26 protein-coding genes and 2 pseudogenes are annotated in these 23,922 nt (G+C 60.0%); 19 read left to right on the plus strand and 9 right to left on the minus strand.

Annotated features, from left to right (window positions below; genetic code table 11):
• The 5 genes from tnpC to BMX61_RS21990 all read left to right on the plus strand — a co-directional run.
• On the plus strand, window positions 1–802 hold an 802-nt coding region (gene tnpC / locus BMX61_RS21970; protein ID WP_139198985.1), incomplete at its 5' end, for an IS66 family transposase.
• On the plus strand, window positions 768–1,445 hold the full coding sequence (locus BMX61_RS21975; RefSeq protein WP_075625314.1) for a UPF0149 family protein: 678 nt from the start codon (window positions 768–770) through the stop codon (window positions 1,443–1,445). The genes tnpC and BMX61_RS21975, both read left to right, overlap by 35 nt.
• Before the next feature lie 449 nt (window positions 1,446–1,894).
• Entirely contained in the window at window positions 1,895–2,632 is a 738-nt protein-coding gene (locus tag BMX61_RS21980; protein WP_075628069.1) for a LuxR family transcriptional regulator, read from the plus strand.
• Between the two features lie 76 nt (window positions 2,633–2,708).
• Window positions 2,709–3,347, plus strand: coding sequence for an acyl-homoserine-lactone synthase (locus BMX61_RS21985; protein WP_075628068.1), 639 nt, complete (start codon window positions 2,709–2,711; stop codon window positions 3,345–3,347).
• 99 nt (window positions 3,348–3,446) lie between these two features.
• Window positions 3,447–3,728, plus strand: coding sequence for a hypothetical protein (locus tag BMX61_RS21990; RefSeq protein ID WP_075628067.1), 282 nt, complete (start codon window positions 3,447–3,449; stop codon window positions 3,726–3,728).
• Between the two features lie 47 nt (window positions 3,729–3,775).
• Here the strand turns inward: BMX61_RS21990 and BMX61_RS21995 are convergent, their stop codons facing one another.
• The 6 genes from BMX61_RS21995 to BMX61_RS22020 form a co-directional block, all read right to left on the minus strand.
• Window positions 3,776–4,417, minus strand: a complete 642-nt coding sequence (locus BMX61_RS21995) for a hypothetical protein (protein ID WP_075628066.1) — start codon at window positions 4,415–4,417, stop codon at window positions 3,776–3,778.
• 129 nt (window positions 4,418–4,546) lie between these two features.
• Window positions 4,547–5,143 carry a thermonuclease family protein gene (locus BMX61_RS22000; protein ID WP_139198986.1) on the minus strand — a complete coding sequence of 199 codons (597 nt, stop codon included), beginning with the start codon at window positions 5,141–5,143 and terminating at the stop codon, window positions 4,547–4,549.
• Window positions 5,103–5,753 carry an acyltransferase gene (locus BMX61_RS22005; protein ID WP_075628064.1) on the minus strand — a complete coding sequence of 217 codons (651 nt, stop codon included), beginning with the start codon at window positions 5,751–5,753 and terminating at the stop codon, window positions 5,103–5,105. The genes BMX61_RS22000 and BMX61_RS22005 overlap by 41 nt, the downstream gene beginning before the upstream one ends.
• Window positions 5,750–6,196: a hypothetical protein gene (locus BMX61_RS22010; RefSeq protein WP_075628063.1), complete on the minus strand. Its 447-nt coding sequence runs from the start codon at window positions 6,194–6,196 to the stop codon at window positions 5,750–5,752. Before BMX61_RS22010 ends, BMX61_RS22005 begins: the two co-directional genes overlap by 4 nt.
• Window positions 6,193–6,549, minus strand: a complete 357-nt coding sequence (locus tag BMX61_RS22015) for a hypothetical protein (RefSeq protein ID WP_075628062.1) — start codon at window positions 6,547–6,549, stop codon at window positions 6,193–6,195. Before BMX61_RS22015 ends, BMX61_RS22010 begins: the two co-directional genes overlap by 4 nt.
• Window positions 6,550–6,611: 62 nt before the next feature.
• The gene (locus tag BMX61_RS22020; protein ID WP_083639467.1) at window positions 6,612–7,100 is read right to left on the minus strand and encodes a hypothetical protein; all 489 of its coding nucleotides are present in this window, start codon (window positions 7,098–7,100) and stop codon (window positions 6,612–6,614) included.
• Window positions 7,101–7,207: 107 nt separating this feature from the next.
• On the opposite strand from BMX61_RS22020, the gene BMX61_RS22025 reads away from it, so the two are divergent.
• The 13 genes from BMX61_RS22025 to BMX61_RS22090 all read left to right on the plus strand — a co-directional run bounded on the left by BMX61_RS22025 (window position 7,208) and on the right by BMX61_RS22090 (window position 20,634).
• On the plus strand, window positions 7,208–7,900 hold the full coding sequence (locus BMX61_RS22025; RefSeq protein ID WP_234794781.1) for a lytic transglycosylase domain-containing protein: 693 nt from the start codon (window positions 7,208–7,210) through the stop codon (window positions 7,898–7,900).
• 12 nt (window positions 7,901–7,912) lie between these two features.
• Window positions 7,913–8,254: a TrbC/VirB2 family protein gene (locus BMX61_RS22030; protein WP_075628059.1), complete on the plus strand. Its 342-nt coding sequence runs from the start codon at window positions 7,913–7,915 to the stop codon at window positions 8,252–8,254.
• On the plus strand, window positions 8,251–8,550 hold the full coding sequence (locus tag BMX61_RS22035) for a VirB3 family type IV secretion system protein (RefSeq protein ID WP_075628058.1): 300 nt from the start codon (window positions 8,251–8,253) through the stop codon (window positions 8,548–8,550). The genes BMX61_RS22030 and BMX61_RS22035 overlap by 4 nt, the downstream gene beginning before the upstream one ends.
• Before the next feature lie 9 nt (window positions 8,551–8,559).
• Entirely contained in the window at window positions 8,560–10,971 is a 2,412-nt protein-coding gene (locus tag BMX61_RS22040; RefSeq protein ID WP_083639466.1) for a VirB4 family type IV secretion/conjugal transfer ATPase, read from the plus strand.
• The gene (locus tag BMX61_RS22045; protein ID WP_075628056.1) at window positions 10,968–11,618 is read left to right on the plus strand and encodes a hypothetical protein; all 651 of its coding nucleotides are present in this window, start codon (window positions 10,968–10,970) and stop codon (window positions 11,616–11,618) included. Before BMX61_RS22040 ends, BMX61_RS22045 begins: the two co-directional genes overlap by 4 nt.
• Before the next feature lie 34 nt (window positions 11,619–11,652).
• On the plus strand, window positions 11,653–12,369 hold the full coding sequence (locus BMX61_RS22050; protein ID WP_075628077.1) for a type IV secretion system protein: 717 nt from the start codon (window positions 11,653–11,655) through the stop codon (window positions 12,367–12,369).
• Between the two features lie 205 nt (window positions 12,370–12,574).
• The gene (locus tag BMX61_RS22060; RefSeq protein ID WP_234794782.1) at window positions 12,575–13,579 is read left to right on the plus strand and encodes a TrbL/VirB6 family protein; all 1,005 of its coding nucleotides are present in this window, start codon (window positions 12,575–12,577) and stop codon (window positions 13,577–13,579) included.
• A gap of 18 nt (window positions 13,580–13,597) precedes the next feature.
• On the plus strand, window positions 13,598–14,311 hold the full coding sequence (locus BMX61_RS22065) for a VirB8 family type IV secretion system protein (RefSeq protein ID WP_092743022.1): 714 nt from the start codon (window positions 13,598–13,600) through the stop codon (window positions 14,309–14,311).
• Window positions 14,308–15,117 carry a TrbG/VirB9 family P-type conjugative transfer protein gene (locus tag BMX61_RS22070; RefSeq protein ID WP_234794783.1) on the plus strand — a complete coding sequence of 270 codons (810 nt, stop codon included), beginning with the start codon at window positions 14,308–14,310 and terminating at the stop codon, window positions 15,115–15,117. Before BMX61_RS22065 ends, BMX61_RS22070 begins: the two co-directional genes overlap by 4 nt.
• A complete protein-coding gene (virB10, locus tag BMX61_RS22075; RefSeq protein ID WP_234794784.1) occupies window positions 15,095–16,363 on the plus strand; it encodes a type IV secretion system protein VirB10 in 1,269 nt (422 codons plus the stop codon). Before BMX61_RS22070 ends, virB10 begins: the two co-directional genes overlap by 23 nt.
• Window positions 16,323–17,399 carry a P-type DNA transfer ATPase VirB11 gene (virB11, locus tag BMX61_RS22080; RefSeq protein WP_170855002.1) on the plus strand — a complete coding sequence of 359 codons (1,077 nt, stop codon included), beginning with the start codon at window positions 16,323–16,325 and terminating at the stop codon, window positions 17,397–17,399. The genes virB10 and virB11 overlap by 41 nt, the downstream gene beginning before the upstream one ends.
• The gene (locus BMX61_RS22085; RefSeq protein ID WP_075628053.1) at window positions 17,396–19,765 is read left to right on the plus strand and encodes a type IV secretory system conjugative DNA transfer family protein; all 2,370 of its coding nucleotides are present in this window, start codon (window positions 17,396–17,398) and stop codon (window positions 19,763–19,765) included. The genes virB11 and BMX61_RS22085 overlap by 4 nt, the downstream gene beginning before the upstream one ends.
• A gap of 104 nt (window positions 19,766–19,869) precedes the next feature.
• A complete protein-coding gene (locus BMX61_RS22090) occupies window positions 19,870–20,634 on the plus strand; it encodes a LuxR family transcriptional regulator (protein WP_075628052.1) in 765 nt (254 codons plus the stop codon).
• A 469-nt stretch (window positions 20,635–21,103) separates the two neighbouring features.
• Here BMX61_RS22090 and BMX61_RS22095 read toward each other — a convergent pair.
• The 3 genes and pseudogenes from BMX61_RS22095 to BMX61_RS22105 all read right to left on the minus strand — a co-directional run.
• Window positions 21,104–21,615: pseudogene (locus BMX61_RS22095) on the minus strand (IS3 family transposase); the annotation flags it as partial.
• Window positions 21,597–22,198: pseudogene (locus BMX61_RS22100) on the minus strand (transposase); the annotation flags it as partial. The pseudogenes BMX61_RS22100 and BMX61_RS22095, both read right to left, overlap by 19 nt.
• Window positions 22,199–22,437: 239 nt before the next feature.
• Complete coding sequence (locus BMX61_RS22105; protein ID WP_075628051.1) at window positions 22,438–23,067, minus strand: TetR/AcrR family transcriptional regulator; 630 nt, start codon at window positions 23,065–23,067, stop codon at window positions 22,438–22,440.
• A gap of 68 nt (window positions 23,068–23,135) precedes the next feature.
• Between BMX61_RS22105 and BMX61_RS22110 the strand changes: the two genes are divergently transcribed.
• Window positions 23,136–23,855, plus strand: a complete 720-nt coding sequence (locus BMX61_RS22110; RefSeq protein ID WP_075628050.1) for an SDR family oxidoreductase — start codon at window positions 23,136–23,138, stop codon at window positions 23,853–23,855.
• Window positions 23,856–23,922 lie beyond the last annotated feature (67 nt).

Here is a 23,922-nt window from a genome sequence, read left to right on the forward strand (position 1 = left end):
GACCCGGACAGGCAGGTTTTGGACCTATGTTCGCGACGGTCGTCCCCATGGTGACACGACACCACCGGCCGTCTGCTACTTCTTCAGTCCGGATCGCAAGGGACTGCATCCCAGGCAGCACCTGGCCACCTTCTCCGGCGTGCTGCATGCCGACGGCTATGCGGGCTTTCGTGATCTCTATGAACCGAACGAGCCAGGCGGCCCACCGGCCATTCTCGAAGCCGCCTGCTGGGCGCATGCAAGACGCAAGTTCTTCGATCTGACGACGTCGGGCAAAGCGCCTATCGCCGAGGAGGCGCTGCGGCGGATCGGCGAACTCTACGATATCGAGAAGGCCGTTCGAGGGGAGCCGCCAGACGTGCGCAAAGCTGCGCGGCAACAGAGCAGCACTCCCAGGGTCGAAGCCCTGCGGTCATGGTTGGACGACAATCTCAAGCGCCTGCCGCAAAAGTCCGGAACGGCTGAAGCGATCCGATATGCACTGTCTCGTTGGAAATCGCTTTGCCGTTTCCTCGATGACGGCAGTATCGAAATCGACAACAATGCCGCCGAACGGGCTATCCGGCCGATTGCGCTCGGCCGCAAGAACTGGCTGTTTGCCGGGTCGGACAAAGGCGGCGAACGCGCGGCTGCGATCCTGTCGTTGATCGAGACCGCAAGGATGAACGGTCTCGATCCTGAAGCCTATCTCCGCGATGTCTTGACCCGCATCGCCGATCATCCGATCAACAGGATCGATGAACTCCTGCCATGGCACTGGAACCGGAATGCCCGATATTCCCCGACGGCTGACGTTGCTTGAGAAGAAGCTCGACGAACTGGCGGAAGATTGCGACCCGATGGTGGTCAGCCAGATCGAGGGTTATCTCGCGGGCATCATCGTCTGCCCGGACCTGATCATGCCCAGCGAGTGGCTGCCGCTGATCTGGGATACCGAGAGCGAAAGCGACGGCCCCGTCTTCGAGAATGCCAGGCAGGTCGAGAAACTGATGGCCCTGGTCATGGAACATCACAATGTCACCATCGCCGATATCGATGCTGGCCGCTATGCACCAGTCTTCGATGTCGATACCCGCAATGACGAGGTCATGTGGGAATTGTGGATCGACGGCTTCGAGACAGCCATGAGCCTGCGCCCGAAAAGCTGGAGCGTCTATCTCGGCATGGGCGGCGACGCGACCGCGGCCATCGCCGGCCTGCTCAGCCTTGCAGACATCGCAAACCGAAAAAGCAGGCTCAAGAAGGCAGACATCGACAGGCTCCAGAGCGAAGCACCCGATCTCATCCCCGGCTGGATCGAAATCCTTAGCGCTGCTCGCCACGTCCAGTCTGCCGGCCCGATACAATCGGCGTCTGCGCCAACTCAGACCATTAAAGTCGGACGCAATGACCAATGCCCTTGCGGCTCCGGCAAGAAATACAAGAAATGTTGCGGGCTGAACTGATCAAAGCAGGCTCACCGGACGCTTACGGTGGTTCCTGGCGGAGTGGCTGCCTGATAGTGAAGAGTATGATATCGGACCATTCAAAACCAAAGCTGCTGCGATGGGTGAAGCTGAGCGACTTGCTTCCATGCGTTGATGACAAAATTCGTGAGTAAGAAATTTGATCGCTCGTAATCGTGCTCCCAAAGGTCTGGCAGATCATGCGTGTCTACCAACTTAAATTGCTTTGGCCACGAGCAAAGGCTGCAATTGATCTCCTGACCGAACTCGCAATGCGTTGTTTGATCTACGGTAGATATGATCTTGGATTATAAAACGGACCAGCCATGCGTCATTTGATCAGCGTAGTTCATGTAAAAAATTACTTATTTATAATATAAATTAATATATATGAAAGGCGAAATGCGTTTCAATACGACAAATATGTCACGAAATTCAGGATGGAAGTCATGCCGGATCTCGAAGCGGCATTCTATCGAATAATTGATCTTTTTGACAACTGCGCTCTCCCAAACCCGTCTCTGTCTAAGATCCTTCAGGAAGTTTGCACCCTTTATGGCTTGAAGACAGCCGCATATTTTGGCGTCAACGTCTCCTCGCATGTTCGGGAGGAAATCTGCATTGTGGCGACTTATTCCCCCGAATGGATCGAGCATTACAGGCATCGAAAATACTTGGATATCGATCCTATCATCCGCGATGGATTTACATCCATGCTTCCGATCGTATGGACCGCCCACGATGCACGGACGGCAAAGCTTAAGCGCTTCTTCGGGGAAGCTTTGGAATTCGGTGTGGGCACCCGTGGCATGACTGTTCCGGTTCGGGGACGGGCTGGCGACCGCGGGCTCTTCACGATCAGTAGCGAGCAAACGGCCCATGACTGGGCTGCCTCTCGCCGTGGGCTTGAACGTGACATGCAAATGCTGGCCTTCCATCTTCATCAACGCCTCCTCCAGAATGCGGGCGCCGATCGACCTTTTCCCGCGCTTGCCCCTCGGCAAGTGGAATGCCTGAAATGGCGTGCCTCCGGAAAAACCAACTGGGAGATCTCGGTCATTCTGGATATTTCCGAGAAGACGGTTGAGGGCCATCTCGAAATGGCGCGGGTGAAGCTCGGCGCGTCGACCACCTGTCATGCTGTCGCCAAAGCGATCAACAATAGCCTGTTTCTCATCTCTCACTGATCCCGGATTTCTCCCCGGTTTTCGAGGGCGATGGGAGTGCATATCCATCGGTTGTCACACCTGCCGAGGACCCAAGATGCTTCACATCGTTGAAACGCCGATTCGATCCGCTTGTACTGATCTCCTTGACCGGATGCATGAATTACGAGCGCGGGTCTTTCATGACAGATTGCAGTGGAACGTGTCCGTTCAGGACGGCAAGGAGATCGATGCCTTCGATGCTGCCGATCCCCTTTATCTTCTGTCGGTCAATGAAGAGACAGGCCGCCTTGAGGGCAGCGTCCGCCTTCTGCCAACCACCGGCCCCAATATGCTGCGAGACGTCTTTTCCGTACTTCTGCCGACAGGCACGACGGTCGAAAGCCCAATCATCTGGGAAAGTTCTCGGTTCTGCATCGAGCCAGACATGGCGCACATGGGGGAGGGGCGGATCCACAAAGTGACGACGGAACTCCTGTCCGGTCTGGTCGAGGTCGGGCTGCTTGCTGGGCTGAGCCACATCGTCTCTGTCTACGACGCGCGAATGTCCCGAATTTTTAAAGCGTCCGACTGCAAAGCTGAGGTCATCGGGATGCCGACGAAGATCGGCCGCGTCCTGACCTATGCAGGGCTGTTTGAAATCAGTGAGGCCGTTCGCGACCGGATCGCTTCGAAGGGTGGTATCACAACGCCCGTTTTGTCACCAACAGGCGTCAAAGGCCTGCTTGCCGCCTGACGTCGTCAAGCTTGACGCCAAACAGGAAGAAGCACGGCGATCGAGCGAAGAGCCTCGCGGGGTTGCGCTCGGGTTCGATCGCCGTCTGGGGTTTATTGGATGATAGACGACATCACAGCGATAACGCAGGAGATACCCTATTACGGACTGACGACACTGGCAGGGTTGGCCTTCGCGCTTGATCAGTTCGCGCAAAAGAGTGGCTTCCATAGTTTTGCGGAATGGGCTGCCTCGCACTTCTTGGCTGGATCGTCCCTGTCCGGCTATGTGAAAGCAGTTGACGAGCTTGAGCCGTTGGAAACGCCGGCGCCCGGACCGATGCCTGCGACGTTCGGCTACGAGGTTTGTCTCCTCGTGACGAAGCAAAGGGATGCTTTCTAAGTTGCGGGTCAAGGAGCACGTAAACGCCTATTTGCAGGTCGCCATTTTCAACGCGCCGCCATGTCCGCCCGAATTATCGAGGCGCCCGTCTGCGCCAGATGCGCGGCGTTGATTGCATCGACCGCATCAGGCCTGATCTCGAAGACCTTGGCTGATCGGCCAACGCCCACCCCGGCTGTTTGGACTTTCCTCAGGATCCCGCGATCCTCTAAAAGGCTGGAAAGCATGACGAGGCTGGAGGCTTGATTGCCCGTGATTTGCGCCAGGCTCGTTGCGGTTGGCTTGCGTCCAGCGGCTATTTCTGTCGCTACCGTCACCACCATCGCTGCCTGACGCATTCGGGCAGCGCCGGTGTCCTCTGGAAACCGCGAGGAGACGATCGCAGAGCAGATCTCGAAGACATCGCTGTCAAGAAGGACAGTCGTGGCACTCCGTCGCGCCATATCAAAGCCCGTCTCGGACTTTGGCGGCATCTCCAAATCAGCTTTGCCGCGATCGAACATCGAGAGGCTTGCCATGACGAATTTGCCTAGCAGGATCGGCACGCGCTCGCCAATCTGTTCTGCGAGAATCTTGATCCGCTCATGCCCTTCCCGTGGGAGGATTGCACGCGAGTCGACCAGCTGCTCGCTCAGGCTCTCTTGCCACCATTTCTTTTTCGGTTCGGACGAACCTGAGCCCTTCGACATTGTGAGCCACCCATGCTGACGTCGGTGGCATTCTTGTAGTCGGGAAGAGATGCGCACGCTACGGCCAAAAGGCCTCATCTCGGAGGCTCAAGCAGGCCGAACGAGTGCGCTGGAGCGACCTCGCGCGAGCTATTGTGCGGCATCGAGGTTTGGCTGGGGGACGTCTGGGAACGCCCAGAGGCCGGCCCGAGCCTGTTGCGCAAGCATCTCCTGCGCGAGGTATGGAGCGTAGACAGGCCGGCCGTGGCCATTCATGGCCGCAAAGCCGAAACCTTGGGTGATGATGATCGAGCCGAGATCAAGTGTTTCGGATCCGACATGGGCTGCGCACACGACAATGATGGTCAGAGGCGTCGAAGACGGCCGAGAAATCTGTGCCACAGGCGAACAACGCGGTTTCGTGTCACGCAAGATTGCCGCCAGCACGGCTGCCGAAACCGCACCACAATCCTGTTGCTTGCCTGCCCGGTCTGTATAGGCAGTGCCGCGCAGACAGGACTGGACGCCGTAAAGGCGAAAAACTTGCTCGCCGATACGCCAGCTATCTCCAGTTAGAATCGTCAGCCCTGACTGCGGGATATCGAAGTTCGCTGCAGCTGCGTGCGCAATCGAGAAGCTTTGTCCGCCCTCTGTCAGCAGAGTGGTTGACAGCAGCAACAGGCGGGCGACCGATCGGTGCATCGCCTCAGCCTCCTCTTGGAGCGGCTGGAAGGCAATCGACACCATCGCTTGAATTGGTGATGCAGGCGACGTTATAGCCAGCCCCTGATATGAGATAGGCGCAAACGCTGGTGCCGGCCCCGTCGCGTGTTCCATGGGCATTGCAATCGAGGCCGGCTCTCATCAAGTTGTAAAGCTTGCCGCCTTCGCCGCAACCGAACTGGCAGGCCTTCAGGATGGATGACTGCGAGATGATGGCGCAGGTTCCGTTGTAGCAGACCTGCTGTCCGATCAAGCTGGTCATGCCAAGGCGATTGGCTTGTCTCCAGGCGTTGTGCTCATATGCTTGCCACGCCACCACCTGTGCGTTCGGGCTTGCGAGAAAAGCTTCCTTGCTTCCAGGCCAATAGGCTTGGAGCGTGCCGCTGTCGCAGAACTGAAACGCGCCGTAGCAGCGCGTGCCGTGCACAGCGGGGGAGACGCTGCTGAAGCTGCCTTCGCTTGCCGTGACATTCGAAGCATATTCGGCGCAGTCCGCCGGCATGCCGGCCGCGATCAGGCTGACCGCGGACTCCCCCGCAAAAGCCACTGTCGCCACCAGACCAAAGGCCAAACCGATATTTGCAGCACAATCGCGCTGGTTCAGACGCAAGAGCGAAAAGACCTCGTCGATCATTTCAACGGCCCCACATCGTACGAGCCCTCAATCGGTTGCCCGTTCTGATCGACTTCCTCAGTCGAAAGCTTCCTGTAGTTCAGCGACAGAACGGCGGTTCCTCCAAGAGGGAGCTGCGGATTGGCCATGATGAGGGGTTGCGTCCCGGCCTTCCGAAGTACCAGCAATGCGGTGCACATTCCCTGCATGTTGCAGTCACCATTCGTCTGGGACAACAGCCAGTCTCCAGACGGAGTCGTCAGCCGCGCCGTGTAGATCGCAGGCGCTCGCCCGGTCTGGCGGATGAAGGCAAGATCGTCGTCAGTCCAGACACCATCGGGATCGTGTCGTGCGTCCGGTGAGGTCAACGAGAGTTTGAGTTGGTAGCCCTCAGCTGCTGATGTTTGTCCCCAGAAAGCGGTGCTTATCGCAACGGCACTCATCAGGACGCGGCAAGCACTCATTGGCTTCGCTCCCAGAAGCAGCCGATCGCGTGTTTGGCGTCCCTGCATCTGGAGCCAATATAAGCGGCGAGATCCACCAAGAGCAGCCCGGCACCACCTAGCATCTGTCCGATGAGAAACAGAAGTCGGCAAACTCCCCATAGCCATGCTCCGTTTGCCAGGATCCAGATCGCGCCGATCATCAGGGTGTGAAAAGGTGCGGCGAGCGGATGTCGCATAAGGGTCGCAGCCTCGATCCACAGCAAATGCATTGCGCCTGCAGCAATCTCAAAAGCCGCGAAGCAGGTCAGGAGCTTTGTGTCAGAGCCTAGGTCGAGCGACTGCGTGTTCCGCATGGTCTCGTAGACGATCATAGGTGGATGCCGCACAGAGTGCTCCTTCTCATAAATGCGTATATAAGTCTTTCTGATCTGGCTCACTCGTTTAAGTCGAACCAGAAGCGTCTGCGCCGTCCTGAGGCCTGAGGAATGTCGAAGTAATAGGGCTGTAGCCGCCGAGGACGCGGCCGCGACACGCGCTCGAAGCAGCCGTTGCCATCACGATCCGAGGCGAAAGGGCCCAAGCAATGATTGATCGTCTTGATGCAGCGATCCTGCTCGGCGAGCGAACCATTGTCGCTCTCTGAGCGGTCGGTGCCGGGCGCAAACCCGGCAGGACACGCTGCGTAGGGCTCAAAGCCAGGCGTGCCGGTTCCGGCTGTATGACATATCGGCCATGAGAAGTGCGGACGCGCCATGGCCGTGATCAATCGCATCATCGGGGGGACGCAGTAGGAAATTCCATGCCAGGAAGGCGCGGAAGCGGCGGCGCAGAGCAGCACCTGGCAGCCCCAGTCAGCGTCTTCCGCACCAGCCTTGCCAGGCATGGCGGAAGCGACCGCGAGCGCTAACGCGCCGAACGCCATGCGACTTGGTCTGAACATCCAAACACGCTCCAGAACAGTTTATTAGATATTGCGCAGGGACTTATAATTCGTATATATGATTTTTACAAGGAGGGAGCCAGATGTGCATGAGGTCATTCTTTCGAGAAAAATGGACCGTCTTTTGCGTGTTGTCGGCGGCAAGCACGATGCTGCTTGCTGCGCCTGCTATCGCTGCGGCGCCTGCGACCTGTGTCGATGGATCCGCCTCTGCCGACATCGTCCAGGACCTCATTCGCAAGGAGGCCCAACGCCAAGGAATTGATGTGCGCCTGGCGCTGGCTGTTGCCGAGCAGGAATCTGGTTACGGCCGGACCGTCAACTCACCGGCTGGCGCGCGCGGACCGATGCAACTGATGCCAGCGACGGCGCTCCGCTATGGCGTTTCCGACATTTGCGACGCTGCCGAGAATGTCCGTGGCGGCGTCAGCTATCTGAAGGACCTTGCCGGCCTGTTCGGCGGCAATGTCTTCCTGATCGTGGCGGCCTACAACGCCGGCGAGGAGCGCGTCTTTCGCGCTGGTGGCGTTCCTCCGATCCCTGAAACGGTGAACTACGTCGCACTGGTTGCGAATGCCTATTACGGCTTTGGCAAAACGCTGAAGCGCACCCGTGGCGAAACCGTTGGCTCAATGACCGAGCCCCTGTCTGCGCAGCGTGGCCAGGCTGTCGATCTTCTCATGACGAGTTCACCTGCGCCCAAGCCGCTTCCTTCCAAGGCTTTCTCGCCGCCTCGCGCCCAGACTGGCTGGATCGGCGGCTCGGTTTTGTATGTCCAGTAAAAGGAGTTATCGATGAACATCTCGTCCAAGGTCCGAGAGAAGATCGCTCGCCACGGCCAAAGCGGCGCAATCTATGGTCTGGTGATAGCGGTCGCCGTTGTCGGCCACACCGACCTTGCCTTCGCCGCCGGCGATGTTTTCCAGCCGATCCAGTCAGTGTTCACCACGCTTCTGAACTTCATGACCGGCACCTTCGCGACCACAGCTGCGACAATCGCCTGCTGCGCCGTCGGCTATCTTGCGCTGACCTCCCGCATTCCGTGGTCCTGGTGCTTTGCGATCATCGTCGGCATCGCCTTTATCTTCGGCGGCCCGGAACTTGTCACCTCAATCAGAAATGGATTGGGCCGATGATTGCGATCGCGAAGGACGAGCCACAGGTCGCGCCGCTTGTGATCGCGCTCACACGCCCGCGGATGATGTGGGGCGTGCCGCTCGGTCTGTTCGTGGGAGAGTTGATGATCGTCGTCTTGACCTTTCTCAACACCAAACAGCTGGCGACCTTCTTTCTCTTTCTGCCCCTCCACGGAGCCGCCTATGTCATGACGGTTCGCGACCCCCATCTGGCGCATGTCGTCCGCACGCGCTTCGCCAAATGCCCATTGGTCAGAAACCGCCATTTCTGGGGTGGCAATTCCTATGGAGCATGAGGGACGATCATGCGACATGCGCTGCGTAAAGACCTGATGTTCGGCGCTGCGATCGCGCGGGAAAAGCGCATCGCCGGCCATGTGCCTTATCTGCGTCATGTCGACGAGGCGACCTTGCGCACCAAGGACGGCATGATCGTGGCGATCGTCAAATGCGATGGTTTCTGCCACCAGACTGCCGACCAAGCCTTCATCGACAACGAGGCGTCCAATCGCAACACGCTTATGCGCGCACTCTCCGACAGTCGGTTCGCGGTCTATTCGCACATCGTACGTCGGCGCGTTCCGCCAGCGATCGGCGGAGCGTTCACGCTTGACTTCCCGAAGGCGCTCGACGAGCGCTATCGGCAGGCGCTCGCCAGCGCACGCCTGTATTCCAACGAGCTGTACCTCACCGTCATCCGTCGTGGCTTTCAGGGAAAGGTTGGGCTTGCCGACACGCTGCTCTCGCGGTTTCGGCAGATGGGCGGCGCATCCGAGCACGCGCTCGATCTCGAGGCCCGGCAGGACCTGCGCGATCACGTCGGCAACCTCGTCAAGGGGATGGAGCAATATGGCGCCCGCCTTCTGACGGCTCAGCTGCGCCATGGAAGCGCCTATTCAGAGCCGCTCGAGTTTCTGGCGCAGCTCCTGAATGGCGGCGTGCCGGTCGCCATGCTGCTGCCCCGCATGCCGCTCGATGAGTACCTTCCCACGCGACGGATTACCTTCGGTCGCCGCATGCTAGAAATGCGCGGCAACTCGGACTGGGAAACGCGGTTTGGCGCCATGCTGTCCGTGCGCGAATACCCATCCTATACGGCCGTCGGCATGATCGACGGCGTTTTGAAGGTGCCGGGCGAGTTCATTCTGACGCAGAGCTTCGCGCTCCAGGATCGTGCACCTGTTCTGGCGGAAATGGATCGGATCGAGCGGCAGATCGGTGCTTCTGATGAGCGCGGCACAAGCCTCGAAGGCGCCATCGCGATCGCCAAGGATGAACTCGTTAATGGCCGCGCCGTCATGGGATATCATCACCTGTCAGTCATGGCGTTGGGCGATAGCATTCGCGACACAGAAGCGTGCTCGCAGGCGATCACCAAGGAATTACAGAATGCCGGCCTTGTCGTGGTCCGCGAGGACCTGAACAGCGAGCCAGTCTTCTGGGCGCAGCTTCCCGGGAATTTCGGCTACATCGCACGACAGGCCCTGATCTCCTCGCGCAATTTCTGCGGCATGGCCTCCTACCACAACTTCGCGCTCGGGCGCCCGACCGGCAATCGATGGGGGCCGGCAATCGCGCTTCTCCAGACCACCTCGATGACGCCCTATTATTTCAATTTCCACAAAGGCGACGTCGGCAATTTTATCGTCACCGGCCCGACCGGCTCCGGTAAGACGGTGGCCCTTCTGTTTTTGTTGTCTCAGGCCATGCGCACGTCACCCCGGCCGCGATGCGCTCTGTTCGACAAGGACAGGGGAGGGGAGATCTTCATCCGCGCCTGCGGCGGCCACTACGAAGTGCTGAAGCCCGGCGTGGCAACCGGCTTCAATCCCCTGCAGCTCGCGGATACGCCGGAAGCACGGACCTTCCTCAACGATCTACTCGCCTTTCTCGTGCGTCCGCGGAGCGCTGGGGAGCGGTTGTCGGCGGAGCAGAAGAAAATCATTGCCCACGCGGTGGATCAGATCTTTATCGCGCCGATCCGCGAGCGCCGCTTCCGCGATGTCGTGCACCTGCTGCGCGGGGCGGAGATCGCGGGCCGCGACGATCTGGCCTCCCGCTTCGACATGTGGTGCGACAACCACGGCTGGCTCTTCGACAATCCTGACGATCTCTGGGATGCGGAGCGCGGCATTTTTGGCTTTGACCTTACGGCCATTCTCGATGATCCCGAAATCCGCACCGCCGCGCTCGGATACATCTTCTTTCGGATCGGTGGGATGCTCGACGGCGTAAGGCCGATGATGCTGTTCATCGACGAAGGCTGGAAGGTGCTCGGCGACGACAAGGCCGCCACCTTTCTCAATGATCAGCTCAAGACGATCCGCAAGAAGAACGGCATTGTCGGTCTCGGGACGCAATCGCCGCGCGACGTCACCTCGGCAAAGATCTCTCACACGCTGCTCGAACAGAGCCCGACGACCCTCTTCTTCCCCAACCCGAAGGCGGATCGCGAGAGCTATCGCGGCGCCTTCGGTCTCTCGGAAACCGAATTCGACTGGGTCGTATCGACGTCGTCGACCAGCCGCCAATTCCTGGTGAAGCACGACCACGACAGCGTCATTGCCAAGCTGGATCTCTCCGAACTTCCGGAGTTCATCAAGGTCCTGTCGGGCCGGACGGAGACGGTCGCCGAATGCGAGCGCCTGCGCGAGAAATATGGTGACGCGCCGGAGGCCTGGCTCCCTTATTTCTGCGGCTGGAAGGAGGAAGCATGATGCGTCCTGCAATTTCCTTCCTTCTAGGCGTCAGCCTTTCCTTCATCCCTTCCAACAGCTTTGCCCAGGTTCCGGTGAACGACGCACAGCGGACGGAGAAGGAGACCAGCACCGCGGTCTGCATGAAGCGCGCGCGGACGTTCAAACAATCGGCCCTCTCGCCGACGCGTAACATCCACGCCAGCATGACGGTTGGCAACGACACCGGCGGCATCCGAGCCGTATCGGGCGCGGACCTGTTGGGCGTGCCTCTGTCAGGCTCGTCAGTCGGCGGCCATGATTTCGCAGTCCTGCTGCAGATCGCCAATACGGTGCAGGCGATCAAGACGAAGAACGTCGGCCAGGCCGTGAACGCACTGGCCGCCATTGCCGCCACAATAGCGCAGAACGCCTCATCGCTCTCACAGCAATCCAACACCATCGGCACTGCAGCTTCGATCAAAGGCGCCTTCGAACAGAATGCGATCACGCGGCTATCCAACGCACAGCTCTGGAATCAGGCCACCGAGGCAACCAGCATGACCACCCTGCTTCGAAACCAGCGCCTCCTCGATCTTGCGACGACCGCGAGCGCGACTGCCAAGGCTGCGACCTACGACCTCTCGCGCATGACCTTGACAGGCCCGAGCCGCCAGGAAGGAGAATGACATGTTAGAACCATCGTGCACGCCACCGAAGTTTATGGCCGCGCTCTTGTGCGCCTCTGGAGTTTTTTGGTCCTGCTCGGCAAATGCTCAGGTGCCGGTTATCGATGCGGCGACCCTGTCCCAGGCTCGGCAGACAGCGGAACACACTGCTCAGATCATGAGCAGCAACAGCGATATCCTGCGCACCGTCAACAGGACGCTCGCCGCCGTGACCGGCAACCGCTCCACCGCCGAGATCGCCGGCGCTGCGCTTGGCGATGGCTTCAGTATGGGAAGGGCCCCGGACTTCTCCTCGCTTCTTGCCGGACACATGGCTTGGGGCCAGCTTGGAGCCTACGGACAGAATGCTGCCACCATTCTGAACGGCTTAAACCTTGTTCGCTCGCTCTCCGGGCAGACACAGGCGGGTCGGTTAACGCGGGGTGACAAGTCCTACCAAGCCATGGTCAACACCACGGCGGCGCTCACCGCAGCCATCTCTGGAATGCAGGCGAGCACGCAGCAGCGCTCGACGTCCTTCCAGGCCGTGGAAGGCCAGATCGGGACGGCGCCTGACATCAAAGGCTCGATCGACCAGAACTCGCAGGTTCAGACGCAGACCGCACAGACCGTCAACGAACTCGTCGGTGCCGTCAACGCAGGCAATGCGGCGCTCAATGCCGAGCAGATGCAGCAACTCGCGGCCCAAGCCGCCATCGCTGAGTTCATGACCTACGACCCGTCCCGTGTGACATTGACGGGGCGGCGGTGAGCATCATGCTTGGATCTCTGCGCATCTTGTCTCTCGCCAGCCTCCTCCTGATGGGGTCCGGTTGCGCCGGTCACAAGGAACTTAAGGCCCCCTGCGCGTCCGAGAAGGCGACTGCTTTGCTGTCGTCCGTCGCCTTCGCTGATGAGACGAGCTGTGGTCCGATGGTGCGGCAAACCGGCGTCAGCGTCTTCTAGAGGGGCTCGTCATGAACGACATCTTCGGCGTGCTGTTCGGCCGTGTCGATGCCATGGGCACTTCGGCTGTCCAGAACATGTACCAGGCGCTCGCGACCTATCTCGGGCCGTTGTTTCTCGCGGCACTTGCCGTCTATGTCGTCTGGTGGGGCTATGAAATGCTGTTTGGACGTGCCCCGATGACCGCCGGGGCCTTCGTCTGGAAGTTCGGTCGAGCCTTCATCGTTTATTCCTTCATTGTCTCCTGGGCCACCTATCAACCGCTGATCGTCACGCCGTTGGTCAAAGCCCCAGATGCGGTCGCGGCCGTCGTCTGCGAGGCGGCAGGCGGCGAAGGGTGCGGCGGCGACGGCGCATCCATGGGACAAGGGCTCTCGGATATCTGGCATGCCGGCATGTCCGGTGCGTCAGCGATCGTCGCGCAAGGCGGCGTCTGGGCGATGTTCCTTTACCTGCTCGCCGGCGGCGTTCTGATCTTCACGCTCATCCTCTGCGCGACGGCAGCCGTCATTCTGATCATGGGCAAGATGACCCTGTTCATCCTTCTCGGGATCGGACCGATCGTGCTGTGCTGCGCGCTCTTCCGGCTGACATCGGGTGTCGTCGACGGCTGGATGCGGTCGCTTGCCACTTATGCCGTGCTGCCGATCCTCGTCTACACCGTGCTCGGGCTGATGACCTCGCTTCTTGGCAATACGGTCAGCGCGCTTCAGTCCGGCGCGCCATCGCTCGAGACGGTGATGCCATTCATCTTCATGTGCATCGCGACGACGCTGCTGCTCAGGGAGGTGGTCGGCCTTGCAGCGGCGATCGCGGGTGGCGGTCCGAGGATCGATCAATCGACCAGCGTCGCGCTTCTTGGAACACGTGCCTTGGCATTGGCGGGCGCGCACGGTGCGTATCGCGGTGGCCAGTACGCCCTATCGCGGTGGGCAGGGGGCGGTCCGATGACCGTTACGGATGGCACCGCGGACAAGGCAATCGTGACGTCGGCCGCCTCCAACAGCCGCAAATAGACGAGGGGACCAAGCGGAATGCAGATGGACGAAAGTGCTGCGAAAAAGGGGATCGACCCGCGCTACTATGGCGAAGGCGAACGTTGGGAGGCGTCCGTCTACCGAGCCGTTGCGGCATCCCGATCGATTTGGCGCCTCATCGCGCTTGTCCTCGGCGTCGCGCTGATTGGCATGGTGGGACTTTTGTGGGCGACACTTCCGCTGCGGACCTTCGACGTCGTCGTTCTCGAAGTCGACAAGACGACCGGCTATGTCGAGGCGAGCCGTCCGCTGCAGGAGGCTGGCGATCTCACGCAGAACGAAGCCGTCACGCGCGCCAACATCGTGCGGTTCCTGCGCGCCCGCGAGAGCTATGATCCGCACGGGCTGCGCGACAATTTCGACCTCGCGTCGCTCTATTGCACGGGGAGAGCTGCGGACGACCTCGCCAACACCTTCTCCGGCAGCAACCCGAACAACCCGGTCAAGCTCTACGGCATGGACACCAACGTCACCGTGGCTGTGAAGAGCATCATCTTCCTCAACGAGAAAACGGCCGCCGTGCGCTTCTCGACAACGCGCGTTGGCAGGTCGGGTCCGACCGAAACGAACCATTGGGTGGCAAACATCCGCTTTCGCTACACCGCCGAGCCGATGCGCAACGACTGGAGGTTCGACAATCCCTTAGGTTTCCAGGTCACCGAATACCGGCGGGACCAGGAAACAGTGACATCGGGGGAGGAGGGTCGGTGAAGCGCCTTTATCGATCGCTTCTGGCGGCAAGCATTCTTGCCGCGATCGCGCAGCCCAATGTCGTTCGCGCAGAAAGCCTGCCGCAGGCGGTCAAAGCTGATGCACGCATTCGAACCGTCCCTTTTCAGAAAGACAACGTCGTCACCGTCGCTGGCATGATGGGCGTCTCGACGATGATCGTCTTCAACGACGACGAAGAGATCGCGACTGTGGCCATGGGCGATAGCGTCGGCTGGCAGGCCGTCCCGGACCAGTCCCGCCACTTTCTGTTTATCAAGCCGCTTCAGCCGGATGCCGTGACCAACATGAACGTCGTGACGTCGAAGCGCGTCTACACCTTCATGCTGACGGGCGCCCGCCCGGGCAACACCCGCAAAGCCGTGATCAAGCTGCGCTTCGCCTATCCGGACGATGCGGCAAACGCAAGGCTTCTGGCGGCGGCGAAGGAGAGCGCCGCCATGCCCAATCTCAAAGCGGCTTTGGCGAGCCCGCATGGGCTCAACTACGACTACGGCTTTCGCGGCAGCGTCGACAACAGGCCAACGGTTCTCTTCGACGACGGCCGGAAAACGTTCTTTCAATTCTCCGGCGAGCTTCCGGCCTTCTTCGCGGTCAAGTCCGATGGGAGCGAGACCCTCGTCAACTACCGGCGCGAGGGCGACACCATCGTTGTCGACCGCGTGGCCGATCAATGGACGCTGCGCAATGGCGCTGTCGCGACCTGTGTCTTCAAGCTAAAACGCCCCGTCATCGCCCCGGTCGTTCCCATCATCTCAGACGATCATGGAGGCAGCCATGAGCATTGACTTCGAGGAAGAGGCCCGGATCACAGAAACGGTCGCAAGACCCGGAGGACGGGCGGTTGGAAGGATCGTTCCGGTTCTGCTGGCATCAGTCGCGCTCGCGGTCCTCGGCTACGCGGCCTATGTCTCGTTCGTGAAACCGACCTCGTCGGGGCGCGACGAGCCGCGCGAAGAGTTCAAGACCGCCAGCCGATCGATGCACCTGCATCTCGAGCCGGAAGCAGCGATCGAACCGGTGGACAACAGATTGGTTATCGCGCCGCCTCCGCCGGTCCCGCCGCCAGCCGCTCCGCCAGCGTTGGTGCAGCCTCCGACGATGTCTGCGCCGCCTCCCGATGACGCCGCCGCTCAGCGCATTGCCGAGGAGACTGAGCGCCGGCGCAAGGCGGACGAGCTGCGCCAGGCAAGGCTGAGCTCCAACATGATCGTCATGGATCAAGCCTCGCGCAGTGACGCCAAGGCCGCATTTGGTAGCACCGCTTCAGATCCAGCCCCTCCAGGTGCGGTCGATGACGATCCCAACCGCAAATTCGCCACCGCGGTCGGAGCGCAAGAAGTCGAAACCGTCAGGGCAACACGCAATGACCGCATCGACGCGCTCATTCCACAAGGAACCCTCATCCGCGGCGTTCTGGAAACGGCAATCCAGTCCGATCTGCCCGGGTTGGTTCGAGCGGTAATCTCGACCGACGTCTACTCATTCGACGGCCGCCGCATCCTCCTGCCGAAGGGCACGATGCTCACAGGCGAATACAAGAGCGGGCTCGCGCGGGGGCAGACCCGCGTCCTGATCGTCTGGACGAGAGCCTTGCGCGCCGATGGAACCTCCGTGTCGCTTGGCTCCTACGGGACAGACGATCTCGGGCGATCAGGTCTTACTGGCGTCGTCGACAAGCATTTCCTCGATCGCTTCGGTGCCGCCTCGGTTCTCAGCCTCGTCGGTGGCGTCTCGTCCTTCATCGCCGGCCTGAACGCGGATGGCAGCAGCGCGGCCGGCTCCTCGTCGAACGCGATGTCTGCCAATGCGCAGACGCAAGCCCAGCAAACTGTCTCCCAAACCATGGCGGAGATGGCCAACATCGCTTTGAAAGACTCGATCGACATTCCGCCGACGGTCCATGTCGATCAGGGTGCTCAGATCATGGTCTTCGTGCGCCGCGACCTCGACTTCTCCGCTCTCTATCCCGATCCCGTCAAGGAGGCGCTCCATGAGCTCCGTCGTGCGCAATCTGATCACCGGCGGCGCTGACGACGTCTCGCTCTGGGACACGCTGCCCATCTTCTTCCGCCAGACGGCGCAGCCGATCAGGTTCCTCTTGGAGGACCCGGCTGTCGTCGAGATCATGTGCAACCGTCCGGGCGAGGTCTGGGTGGAGCGGACCGACCAGGCACGGATGACCCAGCACACAGTGCCGGCGCTTGACGGGCGCGCCATCCGTGCTCTTGCGCAGATGATCGCTGGCACGACACAGCAGAGCGTCAGCGAAGAGGCTCCCTTGCTTTCGGCCGCCATGCCGCACGGAGAGCGCTTCCAGGCCGTCTTGGCACCGGTGGCAGCTTCTGGCGGTGCCTTCGCGATCCGCAAGCAAGTCATTCGGGATATGAGCCTCGACGACTACCTTACGCTCGGAGGCTTCGATAATCTCCGGATCTGCGGGCCGGCGAGAATCGAAGGCGAACTTTCCGATCTGGACCGAGACCTGATCCATCGACTTGCCGATCCATCGCCCGCTGCACGCCGCGCGTGGTTCCGGTTTGCCGCCGAGAACCGGGTCACGATGCTGATATCCGGCGGCACCTCTTCGGGCAAGACCACCTTCTTAAATGGCTTGATGAAGGACGTGCCGGTTTGGGAACGGCTGGTCACGATCGAAGACACCCGCGAACTTAGACCCCCTCAGCCGAACCATCTGGCGCTGGTTGCCTCTAAAGGCGGGCAGGGAAGAGCCAAGGTCACTGTGCAGGACTGCCTCGAAGCAGCTCTGCGCCTGCGGCCCGACCGTATCTTCATGGGCGAGATCCGCGGCGCCGAAGCCTATTCGTTTCTACAGGCCGTCAATTCCGGTCATCCCGGTTCGATATCGACGCTCCACGCTGACAATCCCAACGGGGCCTTTGAGCGCCTGGCCATGGCGACGATGCAAGCAGGGCTTGGCCTCAGCAAGCCGGAGCTTCTGGAATTCGTCCGCTTCGTCGTGCCGGTCGTGGTGCAGGTCAGCCGGGATCCTCAGACCATGAAGCGGGGTGTCAGCCACATCCATCTCAACAAATGGCTAGGGACATGAAACGCTTCGAGAAGATCGCGTTGATCTGCCTCGGCCCGTTCCTGGCTCTGGCAGCGCTCTTTTTTGCCTGGTCTGCCGATTATGCGGCTGCAAGCTTCATCACAACCAAGAACGCTGCCATCTGGCGAAGTTTCACCAGTACCGATCTCCTCATGCCGGTGAAGCAGGCCTGGTTCTACGCGTCGAACCCGCAGGTGCGACGGCTGATCCTCATTGCCTCGGCTGCGACCGGCGCCGAGGCAATGGTGGTCACGGGCGGTACTCTGCTTCTGGCTTTCCGTCCCTGGGAGGTTCGCCCGCCGCGTGGGGGCTCCCGGCTCGCGACGCGCAAGGATCTCCAGGAGGCCGGACTGATCGGGGGCGAACCGGGCAAGTCGATCCTTCTCGGCACCTTGGGCGAGGGGAGGGGAGCCGTCGACGTTCGCTATAGTGGTGACAGCCACTTCTACGTCAACGGCCCGTCTCGCTCGGGCAAGGGCCGCGGCTTCGTGATGACGAACCTCGTTGAGTTCAGCGGCTCGGTCGTCGTCCTCGATGTGAAGCTGGAAAACTTCGCGTTGACGGGCGCCGCTCGCCTGGCGATGGGCCAGAAGTGCTTCGTCTTTGCGCCCGGCTCGGCAAAGTCGCATCGCTGGAATCCCTTGGACTTCGTGCGGGACTGGCCGGAGCGCTCGACCGACCTCCTCAATCTTGCGACAAGCTTTCTCCCGATCGGCGAGAAAGAAGACGCCTACTGGAAGCAGACGGCCCGCGGTCTGATGGCCGCTGTCCTCGGCTACGTCACCGACTCCGCGATGATGAACGGTCGCCGGAACCTTCGCTCCGTCCTGCGACTCTTCTCGACCGGAGAGCGTTTCTCCGACCTTCTAAAACGGATCCTGGTTGAGGAGCCTGAACTCGACGATTTCATTCTTGCCGGATTTCGCCAGCATCTTGCACGTGACGAGGAACAGCGTCCGTCCTTCGAGGGCCATGTCATCACCGCGCTGGCGCCCTTCAACAATCGTCTCATGGCGGCAGCGTGCTCTGCCAGCGACTTCGATCTTCGCGACCTCAGGCGCAGACCCTTTTCCCTTTTCATTGCCAGCCCGGTTTCGGATTTCGGGACCGTCGAGCCGTTGATCCGCCTGTTGATTCAGCAGATCCACGATCTCATGCTGCGCAGTTTGCCCGGCCCGGCCGAGCCCCATCGGGTCCTGATGATGCTCGACGAATTCTACCAATTCGAGCGCTTGCCGGAGATCGTCAAGCGTGCGCCTCTCGTCGCCGGCTATGGGCTGACGATCGCCCTCATCGCCCAGAATATCCCGCAGATCGACGAGCGCTACGGGCAGAAGACGCGTGACGCACTGATCGGCAATATGGACGTGAAGCTGTTCATCGGTATCGGCGATGAGACGACGGCACGGTTCGTCTCCATGGCGCTCGGGCGCAAATATGAGGAGCGCGAGGGCTGGGGTCGCAATCGAGGCGTCCTCGGTTCGAAGACGGCGTCACAAGGTCGTTTCGAGCTCGTGCCCTTGATGGACGCAGACGCCGTCCAGCGGCTCGACGACGACAAGACGATCCTGCAGGTCCGCAGCGGTTACGGGGCGATCCTGAACAAGCTCAATTTCTACACACACGATCGCTTCGTCGCCCGGCGTCGTCAGGTCGCATCATTCGCACGCGAACTCTATGTTCCCGAGGTCTTTTTGGAAGAGGAATGGCCGCTGTTCCTGGAGCGCCCGGCGAAGCCTTCGGAACGCCAGCCAGCGCTCGGTGCCGTCAGTGATACCACCTTGGACCACGACAGGTTGGTCTCCCAGCGGGCACGCGCCGTTTTTGCCGATCCCGCGCCGCTGCTTCACGCCTACCGCACGGCTCTGGAAGCGGTTGAAGACCGCCCTGCGGCCGACCTCCTCTTCCGTCTGCGCGCCGATCCGGAAACGCTTGGCACTCTGCATGGAGGAGCCAAAACCCGTGCCGAACGGCGAGCACGCAAGATAGCCCGTGAGGCCATCTGGCCTCTGCGCGAGGCGATCATTGCCGCACGATGGGAGGCGATCCGTGTGCGTCTCGATGCAGCCTCGAAGGATACGACAGTTTTCTTTTCTGAAGGTGCGGTGTCCGCCAGCCGCTCGATCGGACCAACTGAAACAGCCGATCCGGAGGATGAGGAAGACAATCGTCTTGAACTTTTTTTTGAGGATGGAACGCTTGCGCTTGCGCAGATTGGCGATCTGGCGCGGCAAGAAATCGACGCTGACCGTGTGACGGATGCGGCTGCGCTTTCCCGTGCGCTTGAAAATGTCAGGGCTGAATTCGATCGCTCGCTGATGGATAGCGCGGAGAATCTTCTGCCTTCAGAGGTCGTCTCAGCCTGACCGGAGACACGAGCGAGCTCACCTCAGTTCTACCAGCATCTCCTTTGTCAAAAGCGAAAATGGCTTCCTGCTTTCATTCAAGCGCTTGGTTTGAGAGACTTTTGATGGACCGACGACAACGATCTGAAACGATCTGCGATGACATATCGAGATCAGACGACCAGAGAGATTTAGATCAGGCACTGCTGCACATCCGCGCCAGATTGGGCGTGGATCACGCAACGTTCTTAGGCGCCACAGCAGGCGGCCAGGTCTTCTCCTTCATTTCAACCTATCCGAAAATGTGGATCGAAGAGTATCGACGCAGGAATTACCTCGACGTCGATCCGACTGTACAGTTGATGGACACGGCACTTTTGCCAGTCGATTGGGGAGACCTTCGTAGAGACGGCAGGGCGGATACGGCGTTTTTCGACGACGCCTGTTCTTTTGGCATCGGAACGCAGGGCATCAGTGCGCCGACACGGGGACCGTTTGGGCAACGAGGATTGTTCACGCTGACGTCGAGCCTGGCGACGGCCGAATGGGAGGTCCTGAAGGCGTCGATCATCTATGACATGCCGGCCATATCCCTTCACCTGCATGAGCGCATCTTTGCCCTCACGTCTGAGCTCAAAGCGCTCCAAACTCAGCCTTTGTCGCGACGTGAGAAGCAATGCTTGCAAATGCTCGCCGGCGGGAAGATCCCGAAGCAAATTTCAGCAAAGCTGTTCATCTCCGAAAGCGCTGTTCGGCATTATCTACAGTCTGCGAAGAGAAAGCTCTGCGCAGCTACGACATGTGAAGCGGTCGCGCGTGCAGGGGCGCACGGAATAATCTACAATCTGGATTTTGAGTTTCAAGCAACAAGTGTCTCGCGCGCATATTGAGCGAACTCAATAGGCGGCTTTAAAAATGCGGCTGCGACGTTGATGGCAAAAGTGGGTCAATTGCAGTCATCGTGACGCGATGGTATCGCTACCGAAGGCAAGACAATGGGGGCAGGCTGTGCAAGACAGCAGCTTTTGGAGACGAGGTACGATACTCACGCACGCGCTGCTTTGGGTAGCGTTGGGGGCGTGGGCTTACACGACAGCGGAACATGCTAACTTTGCTAGCTGCCTTAACGTCAGTATGATCTATGTCCCGTCTTTGGACCTTATATGGCTTGCTGTCTTATTGACTAGTTCCGCAATTCTTGTTGCCTCGATGTTCCAATCTCATTTGCGACAAAGCACGCGGTTCTTGGCGGCCTGTCACGGGCTAGTTTTCGCGATTGGGATGCAAGCATTTCCCGTGGCGGTCTACGCGGTATCAGGCCGCGTGAACTGGCCTACTGCCTGTTTTGTGGACAGTGAGTTAAGCTAGCATTTCCCTCGCCTTGAACTCCAGTTGGTCGAGATAGCCCGTTTTTGAGTGGCGTCTGCGCGGGTTGTAAAAGCGTTCGATGTCATCGAACTCGTCGGCGCGGGCTTCGTCGCGGGTGCGGCAACCTTTCTGGCGGTCCGTTCGGTCTTCAGCGACGAGAAAAAGCTCCCAATCGCCGCGTTGTCCCAGACGTTGCCGGCCCGGCTCAACGAACAGGTGATGCCGTTGTCGGCCAGAAGCCGTTGAAACTGCTCACTGGGGTATTGCGCTCCTTGGTCGGAATCATGGAGAAGCGTATCGGCCTTGCCGCGTCGCCAGACCGCCATCACCAGCGCATCCATGATCTCTGCCGCATCCCGCTCGGCCCTCATGGACCAGCTGACAGCGCGCCGGGAGAAGAGATCGAGAATGACCGCGACGTAGAGCCTGCCTTCTGCGGTCCAGATCGAGGTGAAGTCGGCCAGCCATTTGCGGTTCGGCCGGTCCGCCCGAAAGTCACGATCATCGCCTCGGCCTCGGACGTGCCGATTTCCCCACCGAGCAATTCGCGTCAATCGTCGGTATTGACGCCGACGGCGATGATGACTGCAACAGAGACAATGCGACCGCCGCGCCGGGTCGTCAGGCAGGCGGCATCGATCCACAGATAGGCCATTCGCCTTTGATGGGCCGTTCGAGAAAGGCCTTCGCCTTCTCGTCGGTCTCCTCGCACAGCCGGGAGACCTGGCTTTTGGAAATGCCACTCATGCCCATCGCCTTGACGGCGCGACAAACCTCGTTTGCGCTGTGGTCATCAACCGAGCGCGTTGAAACATCGCGGATGTAGGCCTTCTGGCTGACCGCGCCGTCAGGGCCTTCTCGGCCATCAGGTGTGGTTCGAGAAAGCTCGGGAAATAGTTGCCTGTGCGAAGCTTGGGGATGCGCAGCTCTACGGGCCTGCCCATATCCCTTAGTCCCGGTCGCGATAGCCATTGCGACGCGCAAGTCGCAAGCCATTCTTCTCGCCATGACGCGCGCACGTTTTCGTGCCGACCTCCAGCGCCATCAGCTTCTTAGCAGCAAAGCCGATCATCTCGCGTGAGCCAGATCGGCGTCGGCGCTCTTCTCGACGAGTGATTACAGGCTCCTCTTATCATCGGTCGTCGGTGGCGTCCTTCAGGTTGTCTCTTGGCAATCCAATCCTACCGAACATCACCGATGACAACCAAATCCAGCTACACCACTCCACGGGCCACAATCGTGTTTTCCCCGCACATTAACCAAACTCTGTACGTCAATCGAAAATTGCCGCTACGGCTCTGATGGCAAAGATCTGCCACAAGCGGTCAACCGACGCAGCTATCGATGTAGGCGCGACACATGGCAATCAGTTGCCCACGAAGATCGCTCACTTCCTGCTCCGAATGGGAGCGTTCGAAAGAATTCCGCACGGTTCCAAAGATCACCGTGACGAGCGCACGGCTAACAGATTGGAGGTCGGAGAAGCTCTTGTTCGGGGCCGTCGCAAACATGGCGGTCGTGGCTGCGTCCGTGCGTGCTGCAAATTCGAGGATCAACGCCTCGTTGTCCATCTCCACAACGGACCGGTAGAGCGCCCGTGTGACATCGGGCCGTTCAGTTTTGGCCGTCCAATAGGTGTCGATCAAGGCTTCGGCCATCGCGGCGGCGGGCAGTCCCTGGGCCTCCCGGCATGTGTGTTCGATCTTTTCAGCGAGGATCTTGAGATAGCGTTCGTTGACTGCGTAGATGAGGGCCTGCTTGTGTGGAAAGTATTGGTACATCGTCCCGACCGAGACGCCTGCCCGCTCGGCGACCCAGGTCGTCGTCAGCATCGGGTAGCCGTCCTTGACCAAAAGCTGAATGGTCGCCTCGAAAATGGCGTCGAGCGTGGCATTGGCACGGGCCTGTTGCGGCTTTTTACGGGACTTCAGCGAAGACGGAACGGACGCGGTCAAAAGCGAATCCTCAAACTGAACAATCCTTCATATCATCTTTGTATCACGACATGATGGAAGGTTTGAGGATGACAGAACAGCGCGTGGCCCTCGTCACCGGAGGCAACAAGGGTATCGGTTTGGAGATTGCTCGAAAGCTTGCGCAGGCAGGCGTCCATGTCGTCATCGGCGCCCGTGACGACGAGCGGGCACGGGTTGCCGTCGAAGAGCTACGGCAACAGGGGCTCCGCGTGGGGTCCGTCAGGATTGATCTCGACGATCTATCGACCATTGCGCCTGCTGCCAATACGATCAGCTCGCGCTACGGACGTCTTGACATACTCGTCAATAACGCAGGCATCTTCGACTTCGCGGATGCAGCTCCAAGCACCGCGTCAGTCGATGCCGTACGCCATGTGATTGAGATCAACTTTATCGGCGCGCTGGCGGTGACGCAGGCGGTGCTGCCGCTGCTGAGGGAAGCTCCAGCGGCTCGTGTCGTCAATGTTTCAAGCTCGCTCGGGTCGCTTGCTCTCAACGGCGATCCGAAGTCCACCTACTACGCACAGCGCTTCATCGGATACAATGCCTCGAAGGCGGCCTTGAACATGCTGACGATCCAGTTGAATGAAGAGCTGAAGGGCACAGGCATCGTCGTTAACTCGGTGAGCCCTGGCTTCGTGAAGACCGACCTTACCGGGTATGGCAACATGACGCCAGAGGAAGGCGCGCGGTTGCCCGTGCGACACGCGCTGGAAGGAGCCGCTTCCGGAGGCTTCTTCGAGCCTAGCGGCATAACGCCCTGGTGAGATCTTCGGACGTGCAGTGCCGGTCGCGCCTGTTTTTGTCTTGGGTGGAAGCCCGCTCTTAGCCGAG

The sequence above is a fragment of the Xaviernesmea oryzae genome (genome assembly GCF_900109605.1).
In the GTDB taxonomy this organism is placed as follows: domain Bacteria; phylum Pseudomonadota; class Alphaproteobacteria; order Rhizobiales; family Rhizobiaceae; genus Xaviernesmea; species Xaviernesmea oryzae.

Excerpts from the sequence above, each read along its gene's own strand:
- BMX61_RS21975 (WP_075625314.1), top strand. The coding sequence starts at position 768 with ATGCCCGATATTCCCCGACGGCTGACGTTGCTTGAGAAGAAGCTCGAC.
- BMX61_RS21980 (WP_075628069.1), top strand. The coding sequence starts at position 1,895 with ATGCCGGATCTCGAAGCGGCATTCTATCGAATAATTGATCTTTTTGAC.
- BMX61_RS21985 (WP_075628068.1), top strand. The coding sequence starts at position 2,709 with ATGCTTCACATCGTTGAAACGCCGATTCGATCCGCTTGTACTGATCTC.
- BMX61_RS21990 (WP_075628067.1), top strand. The coding sequence starts at position 3,447 with ATGATAGACGACATCACAGCGATAACGCAGGAGATACCCTATTACGGA.
- BMX61_RS21995 (WP_075628066.1), bottom strand. The coding sequence starts at position 4,417 with ATGTCGAAGGGCTCAGGTTCGTCCGAACCGAAAAAGAAATGGTGGCAA.
- BMX61_RS22000 (WP_139198986.1), bottom strand. The coding sequence starts at position 5,143 with ATGGTGTCGATTGCCTTCCAGCCGCTCCAAGAGGAGGCTGAGGCGATG.
- BMX61_RS22005 (WP_075628064.1), bottom strand. The coding sequence starts at position 5,753 with ATGATCGACGAGGTCTTTTCGCTCTTGCGTCTGAACCAGCGCGATTGT.
- BMX61_RS22010 (WP_075628063.1), bottom strand. The coding sequence starts at position 6,196 with ATGAGTGCTTGCCGCGTCCTGATGAGTGCCGTTGCGATAAGCACCGCT.
- BMX61_RS22015 (WP_075628062.1), bottom strand. The coding sequence starts at position 6,549 with ATGATCGTCTACGAGACCATGCGGAACACGCAGTCGCTCGACCTAGGC.
- BMX61_RS22020 (WP_083639467.1), bottom strand. The coding sequence starts at position 7,100 with ATGGCGTTCGGCGCGTTAGCGCTCGCGGTCGCTTCCGCCATGCCTGGC.
- BMX61_RS22025 (WP_234794781.1), top strand. The coding sequence starts at position 7,208 with ATGAGGTCATTCTTTCGAGAAAAATGGACCGTCTTTTGCGTGTTGTCG.
- BMX61_RS22030 (WP_075628059.1), top strand. The coding sequence starts at position 7,913 with ATGAACATCTCGTCCAAGGTCCGAGAGAAGATCGCTCGCCACGGCCAA.
- BMX61_RS22035 (WP_075628058.1), top strand. The coding sequence starts at position 8,251 with ATGATTGCGATCGCGAAGGACGAGCCACAGGTCGCGCCGCTTGTGATC.
- BMX61_RS22040 (WP_083639466.1), top strand. The coding sequence starts at position 8,560 with ATGCGACATGCGCTGCGTAAAGACCTGATGTTCGGCGCTGCGATCGCG.
- BMX61_RS22045 (WP_075628056.1), top strand. The coding sequence starts at position 10,968 with ATGATGCGTCCTGCAATTTCCTTCCTTCTAGGCGTCAGCCTTTCCTTC.
- BMX61_RS22050 (WP_075628077.1), top strand. The coding sequence starts at position 11,653 with ATGGCCGCGCTCTTGTGCGCCTCTGGAGTTTTTTGGTCCTGCTCGGCA.
- BMX61_RS22060 (WP_234794782.1), top strand. The coding sequence starts at position 12,575 with ATGAACGACATCTTCGGCGTGCTGTTCGGCCGTGTCGATGCCATGGGC.
- BMX61_RS22065 (WP_092743022.1), top strand. The coding sequence starts at position 13,598 with ATGCAGATGGACGAAAGTGCTGCGAAAAAGGGGATCGACCCGCGCTAC.
- virB10 (WP_234794784.1), top strand. The coding sequence starts at position 15,095 with ATGGAGGCAGCCATGAGCATTGACTTCGAGGAAGAGGCCCGGATCACA.
- virB11 (WP_170855002.1), top strand. The coding sequence starts at position 16,323 with ATGAGCTCCGTCGTGCGCAATCTGATCACCGGCGGCGCTGACGACGTC.
- BMX61_RS22085 (WP_075628053.1), top strand. The coding sequence starts at position 17,396 with ATGAAACGCTTCGAGAAGATCGCGTTGATCTGCCTCGGCCCGTTCCTG.
- BMX61_RS22090 (WP_075628052.1), top strand. The coding sequence starts at position 19,870 with ATGGACCGACGACAACGATCTGAAACGATCTGCGATGACATATCGAGA.
- BMX61_RS22110 (WP_075628050.1), top strand. The coding sequence starts at position 23,136 with ATGACAGAACAGCGCGTGGCCCTCGTCACCGGAGGCAACAAGGGTATC.